At 39.3% G+C, this 15516-nt stretch carries 8 protein-coding genes; 2 read left to right on the top strand and 6 right to left on the bottom strand.

Annotated elements, in window-relative coordinates:
* Positions 1–19: 19 nt before the first annotated feature.
* Positions 20–1144 carry an alpha/beta hydrolase-fold protein gene (locus tag ACXACJ_RS07435; protein ID WP_475133716.1) on the bottom strand — a complete coding sequence of 375 codons (1125 nt, stop codon included), beginning with the start codon at positions 1142–1144 and terminating at the stop codon, positions 20–22.
* A gap of 493 nt (positions 1145–1637) precedes the next feature.
* Here ACXACJ_RS07435 and ACXACJ_RS07430 point away from each other — a divergent pair, with 493 nt between their 5' ends.
* On the top strand, positions 1638–2843 hold the full coding sequence (locus ACXACJ_RS07430; protein ID WP_475133715.1) for a glycoside hydrolase family 172 protein: 1206 nt from the start codon (positions 1638–1640) through the stop codon (positions 2841–2843).
* Between the two features lie 3 nt (positions 2844–2846).
* Positions 2847–4427 (top strand): sulfatase family protein, encoded by a 1581-nt coding sequence (locus tag ACXACJ_RS07425; RefSeq protein ID WP_475133714.1) that lies wholly within the window; start codon positions 2847–2849, stop codon positions 4425–4427.
* A 270-nt stretch (positions 4428–4697) separates the two neighbouring features.
* Here ACXACJ_RS07425 and ACXACJ_RS07420 read toward each other — a convergent pair whose 3' ends face one another.
* From ACXACJ_RS07420 to ACXACJ_RS07400, 5 genes are all read right to left on the bottom strand, one after another.
* Positions 4698–7424, bottom strand: a complete 2727-nt coding sequence (locus ACXACJ_RS07420) for an ABC transporter permease (protein ID WP_475133713.1) — start codon at positions 7422–7424, stop codon at positions 4698–4700.
* Positions 7425–7450: 26 nt separating this feature from the next.
* The gene (locus ACXACJ_RS07415) at positions 7451–7780 is read right to left on the bottom strand and encodes a PadR family transcriptional regulator (RefSeq protein WP_475133712.1); all 330 of its coding nucleotides are present in this window, start codon (positions 7778–7780) and stop codon (positions 7451–7453) included.
* 473 nt (positions 7781–8253) lie between these two features.
* Positions 8254–10617 (bottom strand): ABC transporter permease, encoded by a 2364-nt coding sequence (locus ACXACJ_RS07410; protein WP_475133711.1) that lies wholly within the window; start codon positions 10615–10617, stop codon positions 8254–8256.
* Positions 10618–10670: 53 nt separating this feature from the next.
* Positions 10671–13019, bottom strand: coding sequence for an ABC transporter permease (locus ACXACJ_RS07405; RefSeq protein ID WP_475133710.1), 2349 nt, complete (start codon positions 13017–13019; stop codon positions 10671–10673).
* A gap of 80 nt (positions 13020–13099) precedes the next feature.
* Positions 13100–15463, bottom strand: a complete 2364-nt coding sequence (locus ACXACJ_RS07400) for an ABC transporter permease (protein ID WP_475133709.1) — start codon at positions 15461–15463, stop codon at positions 13100–13102.
* Positions 15464–15516 lie beyond the last annotated feature (53 nt).

Below are 15516 nucleotides of genomic sequence, written 5' to 3'. Positions count from 1 at the left end.
CATCTAAAGAACCGTTCTTCTATTTAATATTTTGAAGTAATCTCTCGTATTCCATCCAACCCGAACCACCTTTTGCTTTATCTAAGGAAATGGCTTCTTGAAGGAAGATTCGGGCCTTTTTAGCATTTCCTAAACCAATGTAGCCCTTTCCTAATCCTGCATTCATTTTTGCTAGATATTCCTCATCAGGATATTGATTAACGCCTTGGCGAAAGAACTTAATTGCGTTTTCATAATCCTTATGTTCAAGGTAAAACTGACCCAATCTGTTTTGCCAATATGCCGAAGCATACCTTTCTGTACCTAAAACATTGGAGAACTCATTCATGAAATAGTTGAACGATTCAAAATCATTCTTTTTCCATGCTAGCCAAATCAAGGTGTTTTTAACTGAATTGCTGATATCGGTACTTAAACCAAATCGATTTCCACGCTCCTGATAATAAGTCTTAAGATAACCCAGACCTCCTTTTTCAAAGAATTCAGCGGAAGAACTATAGGCTACATCTCCAAAATTATGGTAGAAGAATTTGGCCCCCTTGTATAGCGATATATAAGGAAGTGATTCATGAATTTCATCATTAAATTGTACGTATTGCCAGGTCAAATTGGGAAGCTTGGCTCGTTCAAGCTTATTTACAAAGTCTTCAGAATAATCGATAGTATAAATATCCTTTTCACCATTGGCTATATATAAGTATCTCTCCGGCCCTGAATAAGTACTGAAATCACTCAACATCTTATCGGTGAGATGCCCTCCATTGGTGGCAATGGCAAAAGAAAACATATTTGGATCTTCCAGCAGTAATTCAATAACTACAAAAGAATTATCCTCCCATCCGAATAACCCTCTCTCCTTTTTGGTTCGAAAGTTCTTGTCTACGAAAGCAGTTACTTCTTTCCGTATATAGTTTTTGAATGCTTCATTTTGATTAAGAATTTGAGTTCTGTAGGGCCGATCTTTCAAGTTGATTCCTACAATAATCATTTCAGGAAGAAGCTGTTCCCCTCTTAAAGTCTGCTGAACGGCCACACCATTGAGGAAAAACCACTGTGCATCCAGAATGAATAATACAGGATAGCTCTTTTCGCTTTCTTCATAGTTAGGAGGAAAATAAACATTCAACTCCTCTTTACTTCCCAATTCCTCAGAATTGATAGTGAAGGTTTTACTTACGTTAATTTGAGCATTGACAATTGAAGGCTAAAAAATAATCGCCAATAGACAGTACTTGGTCATGAACTAAAGTCGTGTTTCGAAAGCACTTACGCGATTAACCGTTAAATGTTCCGCACATTCGCTTGAGTTTGGTTTATAAAAATCAAACGGATTTTAGATTTAACAATTAAAATTTGTTAAAAAGCCATTTAGACCTTAGAGGGAAATTTTTCACACCAAAACAGAAGATATCTGAATTGGTTGTGTCTCCCATCCGGTTCCATGCCATTATAACTCCTGAAAGCTGACCAATTCATAAAGCAGATAGTCAGTTTGAAATGAAAGGAGTTGTCCTTACCGAGTGCTATTTCTATATTGACCAAAGTTACTAGCTTGTAATTTTTTAAAACTGCCCAATTCAAAGATGCCAAGTTTACCAATCGGTTTCCTTAAAACATTTCTGAAAACCCACTTAATTATGACCTTAAATAAGTTCACATTACTGCTTTCCTTTTTATTGATTACTAATCTGATTGAGGCGCAGGAATTATTCCAAATGCAAGATTCAAAACATGCGCGTTGGGTGAGTTTTGAGAATATTTCTGGTGCAAAAGCCAACGGAGGTCGGGAAAACGCAGGTGCAAAGGGGCATGCTTTCAATTCTTTATTAGCAGGGGAATCTGTCGATTTAGTGAATTTAAAAGGAAGTGGAACTGTGAGGAGAATCTGGATGACCATGAACGACAGAACTCCGGAAATGATGCGATCCCTAAAACTCGAAATCTTTTGGGATGGAAGCGATAAACCGGCCGTTTCGGCTCCTTTAGGCGACTTTTTCGGTGTTGGACTAGGAAGACGTTTGGCTTTTGAAAGTGCATTGTTTTCAGACCCAGAAGGCAGATCTTATAACTGCTTTATTCCTATGCCATTCAAAACAAGCGCTAGAATTACACTCACAAATGAATCGGAAAAAGAGCTGATTGCCTTATTCTACGATGTAGACATTTTGATGGAAGAACATACCGAAGACATGCTGTACTTCCACACTTATTGGAGTAGGGCATTGGAAACTGAATTGGAAAAAGACTTCCAAATTCTTCCTAAAATTGAAGGAAAAGGGAGATTCCTCGGCACTAACATTGGGGTTTTCACCAACAAGCTTTATGAAGACACCTGGTTTGGAGAAGGCGAAGTGAAAATATATCTGGACGGAGACAAAGAGCTCCCCACACTGATAGGCACAGGTACAGAAGATTATATCGGAACTGCCTACGGTCAAGGCACTTTCAGTAACCAATATCAAGGCTCATTGATCGCTGACCCAAAAAAAGGTGAATACGCATTTTACAGATACCATATTCCTGACCCAATCTTTTTCTATGACAATATTCAGGTAGATATTCAACAAATTGGCGGTGCACCAAAAGAGAAAGTAATAGAAATGCAAGAGAATGGTGCGGTACTCAAGCCCATTAGTATCCACAATGAACTCACTTTCATCAAGCTGCTGGAACAACCTCAACCCATTGACTTGAAAGACCCTGATTTACTGAATGGCTGGACCAATTTTTACCGACAAGACGATGTTTCTGCCACGGCATACTTCTACCTAAATTCACCTACCAGTTCACTTCCGCCATTGGCAGGTTTAGAAAATAGAATCAGCCAACTTTCAAATAAGTAAGTTATGAAAATTAATTTCTCACTTTACCTGACTCTGGTGAGTATACTCATGCTTGCCTCTTGCCATCAACAAGACCACTCAAATAGAAAAGAAGCGCGCCAAGGCAAACCCAATATTATCTATATCAATGCCGATGATTTAGGTTATGGCGATTTGGGAATTTATGGCGCCACTAAAGTGAGAACTCCAAACATAGACAAATTGGCTTCCCAGGGTATTCGTTTTACTGATGCACATTCTGCGTCTGCGGTCTGTACCCCTTCACGCTATGCACTCATTACCGGTGAATACCCCATAAGAAGGAATATTGCTCATGCGGTTTTCTCTCGCAACTCATTGATTATTGACACGCAAAAGACCACAATAGCCAGTGTTTTAAAACAGCAAGACTATGCAACGGCATTGATCGGAAAATGGCATCTGGGTTTTGGAAATCAAGTTCCGGTTGACTGGAACAAGGAGCTTAAACCTGGGCCGCTGGAACTGGGATTCGATTATTACTTTGGCGTACCGGTAGTGAATAGCCACCCTCCTTTCGTTTATGTTCGAAACCATAAAGTACTTGGTTTGGTAGAAGATGATCCGCTCGTTTATGGTAAAGATGCTGCAACCAATCCCTATCCTGAAAAATGGAATCGAGGCAATCAGAAACTGGGAGGAGCGAAAGCAGCTCACGAACAGTACGTAGACAATTTAGTAGGAACAACCTTGAAAGATGAAGCCATAGACTGGATTAAATCACATAAAGAGGAGCCATTTTTCCTCTATCTTGCTACAACCAACATCCACCATCCCTTTACTCCTGCCAAACGCTTTTTAGGCACTAGTGATGCCGGGCGTTATGGAGACTTTATTCATGAGCTGGACTGGATAGTAGGAGAAATCATGAATACACTTGAAAGTGAAGGTCTAACTGAAAATACCCTCTTGATCCTGACCAGTGACAATGGTGGAATGCTTAATCAAGGTGGGCAGGACGCTTATGCTATGGGCCATCACATGAACGGTGACCTACTTGGCTTTAAATTCGATGCTTGGGAAGGTGGTCATCGCATTCCGTTTATTGCCCGCTGGCCAGGTAAAATTAAGGCTGGAACTATTTCTGACGAATTAATCAGTAATGTGGATATGGTCTCCACTTTTGCCGCTATAAATAACACATCTGTGGATGACAATCAAGCGATTGACAGCTATAATGTTTTGCCGGCCATTCTTGGAGGAAAATCACCTCGGGAAGAACTCCTTATAGCACCGGATAACCCCAATAACCTGGCTTTAAGAAAAGGCAAATGGATGTATATTTCCAATCAGGGTGGCGGTGGCTTTACTGGAGAATATGTTGGCTTGCACCATTTTGGTGGGCCATCGGCCTTTCCATTTACCGGTAAGCAAAACAGCGATATTAAAGGCGGTAAAATTAAAAAAGATGCCCCTCCGGCACAATTATACAACCTGGAAGATGACCCTAGAGAAGCACAAAATCTCTATAATGAACACCCTGATATCGCAAAAGAAATGGAGCAAAGAATCCAAGTGATTTTGAATTCAAAACAGACCAAAAACTCATTATTGACCAAACATTAACAATTGAAGGCAAAAAAATAATCGCCAATAGAAAGTATTTGGTCATGAACTAAAAATCGTGTTTTGAAAGTACTTACGATACTACCCATCAAATATTCCAACAAATTCACTTTAGCTACAATTATCTCTTGACAACAGATAATTGATTCAGAATTGAACAAACAAGTTTCATTTGAAAGTCATTTCTACTTTAGATAGAAGTCTTATACATCAAAGCATAAGATTTCTCAGTCTTACCTAATCGAAATGACTTCCGTAATTAAATTCAAATTATTCCGCCTTCAAAGTATCCACTGGGTTTCTGCTGGCTACATAAAGCGATTGATAGCCCGTGGTAAGAACGGCAACAAGTAAACTGATAAATGAAGCTAGAATGAATACTCCAATATGGATTGGCGTGCGGTACGCAAAACCTTCAAGCCAAGTGCTCACCAACCAGTAAGCCAATGGTGCTGAAATTAAAATAGATAAGCCCACCAGTTTTACAAAGCTGGTACTGAACAGCAGAGTCAACTCGGCCGTTCTAGCCCCAAGCACTTTACGGATACTCAGTTCTTTAGTGCGCTGCTCTGCTGAGAAGGCCGCTAAACCAAACAAGCCGAGGCAAGCAATAATCATGGCCATTAGGGTAAAGAAATTCAGTATTTTCCCCATGCGCTGTTCATTGCGGAATGAATCCTCAAATTGCTGGTCCATAAAGCTGAATTGGAAAGGAATAGAGGTATCAACTTCGTTCATTAATTTTTCAGTTTCCTCCAGAAGATTTCTCAAATCTGTTGAACTACGAACCGATTTAGGGTTCAATCGAAGCGAATAAAACGACAAACCAGCTCCATAATCCCAAACCTTGTCATTTTTTTGGTGAATCATGATTAATGGCCCAACTTCACTTTTCACACTATGAAAATTGAAATCCTTCACCACACCAATCACCTCGAATTCATCTTCATTTCCCGAAGCAACAGCCACATGCTTACCTACCGCATTTTCGGTATTCCATTCTAAAAGCTTCACCGCTGCTTCGTTCAAAACTACTTTGTATTTATCTGTTTCCCTTTCCGCTTCAAAGTTTCGCCCGGCTTTAAATTCCACTCCAATCACTTTCAAGTAATCTTCATCCAAACGCAAATTATTCAGCTGAACCACTTGTGCATTGGGTTCGGTAGATCTATATCGATCTCCTGACATCACATTCGGAGGCACCCCAAATGATTTACCTACTTCAGAAACTGCTGCCAAGCCCTTGAGCTTAGATTTAACCACATCAGTATCGAAACCAAACTGCTCTATATTATGAATTTGAAGAATGTTCTCGTCTGCCAAACCCAGATCGAGATTTGAAGTATAACGCAATTGCTTTTGCACAAACAAAGAACAAATGATCAGACAAATTGAAATGGAAAACTGAAAAACGACCAATGCGTTTCTTAAACGTTTTCCATTTTGACCCTTGCTGATTTGACCTTTGATAACAGCAATAGGCTGAAATGAAGACAGATAAAAGGCAGGGTAACTTCCCGAGAGAATACCCAATCCTAAAACAAAGGAAATCAATACAACAATGAATATTGGTTGACTTAGCAGGGGCATTAAAGCCAATTGTTTTTCAGCAATTACATTGAACCAATTTAAGGCTCCATTCACAATCAGAATAGCAAACAAAGTGCTGATTGCTACAAAAAGAACCGATTCAAAAATGAATTGTCGAACCAAAGTTTTTCTGAGCGAACCCAAGACTTTCCTTACTCCTACCTCTTTTGCTCTGGACGAAGAACGTGCCGTAGAAAGGTTCATGAAATTAATACAAGAGAGCAGGAGAATCACAGTGCCAATTGCCATGAAAATCTGTACAAACTGCGAATTCCCAACTGGCCCAAAAGAATTGTATTGAGGTTCATTAGATAGATAAATATCCGATATGGCTTGTAAATCCAGTTTCCATGGGTTTCCTGCGGTGAATTCTTGAAAGCTTTGATTGAAGATTCTTTCCGTAGTAGGCGGAGCATATTTCGGAGGAATTGCCTGAAGTTTATCGTTTACGGCTGCTATATCGGTTCCCTCTTCTACCTTCACATATGTTGCAAAAGCTGTCCAAATCCACTTCCAGCCATGCATTTCCATCATCTCCTTAGCGCTGCTTAAAGGTGTCAAGATATCGAACTGCAAGTGACTCTGATCTGGCAAATCTTTCAATACGCCTGTGACCAAATAGCTCTTCCAGCTTCCATCCCATTCTCGAATTTCAACCGACTGGCCAAGGGCCTCTTCGGAACCAAAATATCGCTCTGCAGTACTTTCTGTGAGTACTAAACTCATCGGCTCTTTCAAAGCTGTTTCAGGGTTTCCTTCCAGCATTTCATAGTTGAACACCTTAAAGAAATTCTCCTCGGCCCAGTATAGTTTATCTTCTTTAAAAGAAAGAGTTTGACCTCGTTCGTCTTTGTAACTGGTAAACTGAGAACCTTGATTAAGAATTCTAGTAACCTCCTTGAATTCTGGCACTTCGGTTCTCAAGGCTACAGCTACATTGGGCCCTGTAGATGAACTTCTTTCCGTCCAATCGCCCCAAATATTAGGCTGATTTACCCGGTAAATATTATCGCTGTTGGTTAAGAATGTGTCAAAGTTCTTTTCGTGATAAACGTAGAGACCAATGGTCAGCGAAATGCTAATTCCAATGGTAAGTCCCAGAATATTGAGAAGTGTGAATTGCTTTTGCCTGATGGCATTGCGCCAGGCGATAATGAACATTGATTTGAGCATCATAGTGTTGTGATTTTGAGTTTTGAAAAGTTTGAAAGATGAAAAACCAAAAAGCAAGTGCAGTGCATCGACCCAATACATGCAATTGGCATAAAGCCTACTTTTTGCCTCTAGTCTGTCATCATAGATTTCTTGTAAATCCCCAAAGAACTCTTCGAGGTATTGATCTCCAATGAATCTGGCGGCTAACCAATTCGCCAATTTCGGAGGTTTCGATTTTTCGTGCTGAGTCATTTACTGACCAGAATTAAGCTGAGGAATCAGTGACCAGAATTAAGCTGAGGAATCAGTGACCACATCTTCTGACGAACATCCTGAGCTGCCTCCAATTGATTCATGCCTTGTGTGGTAATTTCGAAAAGACGCTTTCGTCTGTCTCCTCTTTTTTCGGTATTGCCTCCCATTTCAGACTTGAGAAGACCTTTATCCTGAAGTCTGTACAAAGTGATATGCACGGCTCCGAGCAAAACAGAACGGCCAGAATGTTTCTCTACCTCCTGTTTCACATTAATACCATAAGCCTCTCCTTTTAGAATGCATACGGCCAGCAAAACCAGTTCTTCAAATTCCCCGAGACCTTTGTTTTTCATTAGTTACAATGTTGTATGTTATACAAAATTATAACTAATAATTTTAAAAACAATAGCCCACCTTAATATGAGATTACTTAGGAAATTCTTTTCTACTGTATAGAGAAGAAAAATGACATGTGTTTAAGGCAAGATTTCTCGTTCGCTCCTCTCTCGAAATGACTGAATAGAATCCGTTTCTTTGAAAGAGACATTTATATCTGGAACACTATCTCTAAACGGCTGATTTATAAAAAAACCTGTTTTACCGTCATTTCGACCATCGGGAGAAATCTTCCACGTTGAAATTTTGCTTGCGATTGAGTACAAGATTTCTCGTTCGTACCTCTTTCGAAATGACAGAGTAGAATCCGTTTCTTTGAAAGAGACATTAATTGTTGGAACACTATCTTAAATGACTGATTTACCAAACAAAACCTGTTTCAGTCATTTCGACCATCGGGAGAAATCCCAACTAACCCCTATCAATTCCTTCACTCCTGCTTTAAGATATCTACTGGATTTGTTCTGCTGAATTGGAGCATTTTAAAACCAATTACCACGAATAGCAGCAATACCATAAAAGCACTGGCTACTATACCTTGTAGAGGGCTTAGCGTTATTCTTACTTTGTAATCTTGTAAGTATTGCTCCATAAAATAATAAGCCAGAGGCAGCGCAATGGTTAGTGCAATAAGCAGACTGTAGAGGAAAGGGAAAGACAGTCGTCCCAAGATTTCGGGGATTCTGGCTCCTAGAATTTTACGAATACTTACTGCTTTCATTCTTGTATTGGCAAACATTATGGCCATCCCAAAAAGGTTCATGAAGGAAAGTAGTAATACCACAATGGCCAAAACACTAAACAAAGTTGACATTTTATTCATTTTTTGAACACTGCCGTTCACCTTTTGATCAAGTTGCGTGATTACAGGAGAAATGACTTTTTCCTGCGCTTTCCAAATTCCTTCCAACTGGGTTATAATGCTAGAGCGTTTGTCATCGGTTACTTTGATTAAGTAACTGTGGAAATTTGTGTTATTGGCTGGCAAAAATAAATGCGCCATAGGATCAGGACTGCTCACTCCCCAAGTGGAGTAATTCTCGACTACTCCTACAACTGTTCGGGGCTTACCATCAACATTCAAGGTCATTCCTAAAGGAGCTGTAATGCCATGTTGATCTGCGAATTGTTGGTTGATTAAGCATGCCGTTTCATTTGTAGTATCATCAAAACTTGAACCTTCTAAAAGCCCAACCTCCATGGTTTCGAAGAAATTTGAGGACACGAAAATCCTTGAAGGCTGATCTTGAATTAAGCTATCTCCCAACTGCATTTCTACCCTTGAAAAACCATTAAAGTTAAATGGAAAAGGCCCTTTGGCTACTTCAACAACACCCGCTAAAGACTGGATTTGATCGGCTATAACATCTGATTTAGCTTTAATACTTTGCTCTGAGTTACTAAAAGTAATTATGTTTTCAGTAGTATAGCCATTATCGAAATGTGCCATTTTTGAAACTTGAAGTTTGAGTATATAAACCCCAAACACAAGGCAAATGGTGATGACAAATTGGGAGGTTAAAAGCACTCTTTTCAATAGAAACCCTTTGCCTCCTGGGTTTGAAAATCCTGATAAAACCTTTACCGGATTCAGCTTTGAAACCACAAATGATGGATATAAACCCGAAACCACTCCCGTAAAGAGCGTAAAGGCAATCATCAACCCCAGTACTTCGGGTTGATCTAATCTAAGGCCAACAGGCACTTGCAAAAGCTCCGAAACGGACTTTTCCGTCAGCTCTAACGCAATGACTGTTAGCACCAGAGAAATCATTGCATAAACAATCGATTCGACCAAAAACTGACTTCTGATTGTTTTAACATTGGCTCCATTCACTTTTCTAATACCAACTTCCTTAGCTCTTTTTAAAGAAAGGCTTAATGCAATGGCCACATACCCCAAAAAAGCACAAAGCAAAACACCAATGGTGATGTACATCATGGTTTTGATCATGCTTTTTGAAGCACCAAACAAGGAATAATATTGTGCGCCATAATCGTAAATGGAATTCCCCCAATAAGCATCAGCAAGGTTTTCAGTATAAATCCCCTTGAAATCTTCAGAAACTTTAGCCGATTGAGCGGTTCTTAAAATACCTTCTTCCAACTGCTTTTGTGTCGCTCCTTCTTTAAGTTTCGCGTGAGTTAGGGTAAATGGAATTTCAAAATCATGTGCTCCAACTTCTTTAAAGAGTTCATCCATAGAAAAGAAAAGGCCAGGATTGAAGACTGAAAGCTCCGAAACCTCTTCCATTACACCAGAAATCAAGAAGTTTCCTTTCTTATGAATCTGTATTTCTTCTCCTACAGGATTTGTATTTGGGAAAAGTACTTCTGCTAAATGATTTGAGATGACAACTTTACCCGTACCTTCCAATGCGTTTTTGGCGTTGCCATATTTCAATGGAAAACTGAAAACATCGAATACGTTTGGGTCAGTATAAAACCCGTTGGATTCTTTGAAAAACGATTCACCGTTCTTGCTCAGATAAAGGTCTCCCCTGACATTGTTGATAGTGTTTAAGGCTTCTATTTCAGGATTTGAACTTCTGATTTGCTCAGCCAGAGATTCCGTGATATAATCCTGATACTTACCATAATCCAACATTACCCTAAACACCCGATCCACATTTTCATGGTTGAGATTTCGAGAAAACTCATACTTGATATATAAGCCGGACATCACAAAACAGTACATCCCCAGGGCAAGCGAAAAAATCATCAACAAAGTATAACCAGTGTTGCGCTTCAAGTTTTTAAAAGCAGTTTTTATATAATGATTGGCTTTGTACATGGCCTTTGAGTTTATGATTGAATTAGAAAATTGAGCAAACTTTATATTCCTACTTATTCATCTTTTAAAATCTCTACCGGGTTGATTCTGTAAGCTTTAATGCTGTGAATTGAAATGGTAAGGAAGATTACTATGGATGCCAAAACTATGGCTCCAATAATCAAGAAAATGGGCATATCGATGCGGTAAGCGAACGAACTTAGCCAACCATCCATCCAGTAAATTACTATCGGAACCGCTATGACGATGGCCAACAGAAGTTTGTATAAGCTGCTGCGGTTCAGAGTATTTTGAATGGTATAAAAACCTGCCCCAAGTACTTTGCGAATACCCATTTCTTTCATTCTTCGCTTTACAGAATAGCCTGAAATGCCGAATAGGCCAATAAAAGCCACCAATGCAGCAATGACAACAGCAGTATTTAGCATAGTAATGATGATATGCTCTTGTTTGTATTGCGAATTGATCTGGTTTTCGAGGAAGAAATAGCTAGGATATACACCATCAGAAAGCTTTCTGAATGTACTTTTAATCTGATCTACACCCGTAATAATGTTTTGACCATCCATTTTCACCACCATTACGCCATAGCCATTTACATCGGTTGGTTTAAAAAGTGTGGCTTCCACGGGTTCCTTTTTCGATACAAAATGAAAATCGTTAACAACCCCGATTATCCTTAATCCTTTGCTGCCATTATTGATGATTTTACCCACCGCAGTGTCTTCAAAACCGAGCTTTTTAGCTGCTGTTTCATTGATAATTACAAGGTTAGAAGTATCCGAATCTTCAGGCAGAAAAGCTCTTCCTTCCACTATTCCCATACCCATGGCATCAAAATAATCGGGATCAACATCGAAATCATGGAAACGAAAATCATAGTCTCTCATTTTCATAGAACCCATTGTTCTGCCTGGAATTGAAGAGGCAAAGGTCACTTTTGAAACCGTGGGAAGGCTTAAAAGGTCATTTTTCAACACCTCCATTTTTCCTTTTAGTGTAGGCGGAAAACTGCTGATTACAAATTGTTGGTCTTTGTCAAAACCTAGATTTTCGTTCTGCATAAACCTCAACTGGCGATTCGCTGTAAAGGCAACGCAAATCAAAACCACAAATACGGAAATCTGAAAAACGCTTACTGCACCAATCAATCGCTTAGGAGAAAAACTGCCATACGACTTTCGGAAAATACTTACCACATTCAAGCGAGCACTTACATATGCCGGATATAGAGAAGCAAGCACAGCAATACCCATTGAGAATGCCAATGCTTGAACCAACAGAAGCGGTTCGCTAAAAAGATTATTGCTCAACTCTCTGTCAATCAAGGATTCTAATGAAGGCATTAAAAGTTCGACCAGAATAACGGCAAACACAAACCCTACTAAAACCTGAATAAATGATTCTGAAATGAATTGCTTATACAATTCTTTCTGACGCGCTCCTATCACTTTTCTAACTCCAATTTCCTTAGTCCGCTCAATAGACTGAGCCAAAGCCAAGCTGATGTAATTAAAAATGGCGCAAGCCAATATAAAAATGGCCACGATCGTAAAAATGAAGATGTACTGGCGATCGGTTTTTTCTCGAATTGAATCGCTAATTTCCAATGAAAAATGAACATTCGACAAAGGTTCTAGAGATAAAGACCTCGTGCCCTCAGGTGCATTTTTAGCATATAAGGCATTTAGTTTTGTTTCTGTTTCTTGAATGGAAGCATTCGAATTGAGTAAGAATAAAGTCTGGTCGTAATAACTAATGCCCCAGCTGGTAAATGAGTCAGACCTCCAATCATTGAGAGTAGTAATCGGCACTACGATGTCCGCCTTATAAGAAGAGGTAACCGGAAAATCCCTGAAAACCCCATCTACCACAAAGGCATTTTTACGTACTTTAATCACTTTACCCATCGCATTGACCGTTCCAAAATAGCGCAGTGCTTTCGATTCGCTCAATAAAAGAGAATTTGGGGTTTGGAAGGAAGTTTCATTTGATCCATGAATGAATTCGAAACTGAAAATATCCACAATACCCGCATCTACCGCCAAACTGTTCACATAGTCGGTAGAATCTTGAATTCCATCAACCACAATACTTTTAGGATAATTTTCGATTCGGGTGAAACTCTGAATTTCAGGGATTTCATCTTTCGCCACAGGTGCTAATGCCGAAGTAAGCCCTCCATTGCGCTCTACCTCTGTATCCATTTCGATATTCTCTACCACTCGATAAATCCTGTCCTTTTTAGCATGAAATTGGTCGTAAGACAATTCATTTTGAAGGAAGAGATAGATGATGAAAAAAGCTCCCAAGCCAATACTCAAACCAAGAATGTTCAATCCAGCGTATAGCTTGTTTCTCTTGATATTTCGAATTGCAGTTTTAAGATAGTTTCTAATCATATTTTCTCAGTTTTTTGATCAAGATCCATTATTCATAATGGTGTGGTAATTCCATTCTGAACTTTGAACCAAGAACTACATTATTCATTTCTTAATACATCCACGGGATTGGTTCTTAAAGCGCTAAAAGCTCTACTGATTATCACCAAGGCTGAAAACAACAGGATGGTAAGTACCGTGATTACGGCAAAGGATGCGTCTAATTCTATTCTATTATTGTATTGATTTAAAGCTTTGCCCATTAACGAGTAGGCCAAAGGAATGGCCACAGCCGATGAAATCACGATGAGAAGAGCGTAAGGCTTGCCCAGAATCAGAAGAATGTTGGCACCTGAAGCACCCAAAACCTTGCGGATGCCGATTTCTTTAACTCTTCGCGAAGCTTGAAAAGCTACTAAAGAAAAAAGGCCGAACAATGAAATCACGACAATGGCTGTGGTAATTCCATTGATGATTGTGGTGACTCCTCGTATTTGACTCAATTTATCGGCATAAGCATCATCTAAAAACTGGTATTGAATGGCATTTTTATAATCGTATTGATCCCATATTTCATCAATTTGAGACAAGGTAGAAGCCATATTCTTAGGATTCACTTTAATTAATACGTTGTTGACACGGCCGCTTATTAAAGGCGTAAGCATTAAAGAACGCTTTTTAAATCTCGGTCCTGTGATATAGAAATCCTTCATAAGTCCAATGATTGTCTTCTGTTTCCCTTCAAAAGAAATCACTGTCCCTACTGGATCATCCAGACCTAATTCTTGAGCCAGTGTTTCATTGATAATCATGGCATTCTCTTGGTCTGAAACTAATGCGGGATCAAAATTTCGCCCAGCCAACAAAGGGATTTTCAGCATGGTCAGAAAATCCTCATTCGTTTCTACCCTGGGCATATATTTCAGCTTTTTATCTTGGTAAGTCAGACTATTAAAGCCGAAAGCTCCATCGGGTAATGGCCCCATGGTAACACCTTCTACCCCGCTGAGTTTTTTAATTTGCTGAAGAATCACATCCGGATTCTTGCCCATTTCTTCGGTCAACCTGAAGCTAACCACATGTTCTTTATCAAAGCCTAAATCGAAATTGAGGTAATGCCTTATTTGAGAATTGGCCACCAGAAGCACCACAATCATAAAAGCTGAAATGGTAAATTGAAGGAAGAGTAGAATGCTACGATGAGAAAATCTGGAATTGCTCATCTGAGCTTGCCCTTTCAAAGCTTTCACGGGATTGAACTTTGAAAGTAGTAGAGCAGGGTAAAATCCTCCAAGAAGTCCGCATAAAAGCGCATATCCCACAAGAATGAGCAAAATTGTAGGCTCATAATAATTGAGCTGCAATTGAATACCCACAATACTTGAAACTGAAGGAAGGAAAATTTCGACCAGAATCACCGAAACAATCAAACATAGAAATGAAAAGAACAGCGTTTCTCCAAGAAACTGACCTATTAATTGTTTTCTACTGGCGCCATTTACTTTTCTTACTCCAACTTCCTTAGCCCTTTGAATGGCTTTTGCAGTAGCCATGTTTACATAATTGGCCAAAGCAATGAACAACAGTAAAACCGCTAATCCAGAGCAGATGTAAATCACATCCTTATCAGCCCCTAAACCTCTATCTCTATTATTAAGTGATGCCCCACTCCCACTGAGGTGCCAATATGAGTTGGCAAATGAGGCCAGTTCAGCACCTGAACCATCGTACATTGCATCTTGAGGTGCATTAGCTGCATAGAGAGAAGCAATTCGCTTTTTTACTTCTTCTAAATTGGCATTCGGAAGCGCCTTCACATAAACAAAAAAGGTATTATAGCCCCAAGAGTCTAAGTCGGACATATTGTCAAGCGAGAATGAAAAATTAGGCTGGAACTGAGAGTTTTTTGGGAAAGACTTTAACACACCAGTCACTTTAAAATCGCCCTTTCCATCCACTTTCAGTATTTCTCCAACAGCATTTTCTTTGCTGAAATACTTCAAAGCCATTTCCTTAGAAATGACTACAGCTGTAGGTTCTGAAAGTGCCGATTCTTTATTTCCATAGAGAAAGGGAAATGTAAAAACATCAAAAAACGAATTTTGAAGGGTATAATATTTCTCAGGAATGTACTCTTCTCCATGCTTTATATACATGCTTCCAGCGCCTGATAGTGTAGTGGTTACTTCTTCAAGACCAGGTGTGCCTTCCTTAATAATGTCCGCAAAAACGGCTGGTAAGAACTGGTTATAAGAGCCCCCGAATCTTTCATCAGACTTAAGCTTGACTAAAAAGATATCTTCAACATCCTCATGAAATTGATCATAAGTAAGCTCATAACGGACATATAAAGTCACGAGAATAAAGCAACTCATGGCTACTGACAACCCGACAAGATTGATGGAAGTAAAGACCTTGTTCTTTCTAATGCTTCTTATTATTGTTTTGAGATAGTTTTTGATCATCAGTTTTGTGTTTAAAGTTTTATGTTCAATGTTCCATGTTGGTTCGACTTTGA

This window comes from Roseivirga sp. AWQ4_251 (assembly GCF_056158225.1).
The sequence above is the reverse complement of the archived record's forward strand: the minus strand, read 5'-3'. Positions and strand labels throughout refer to the sequence as shown.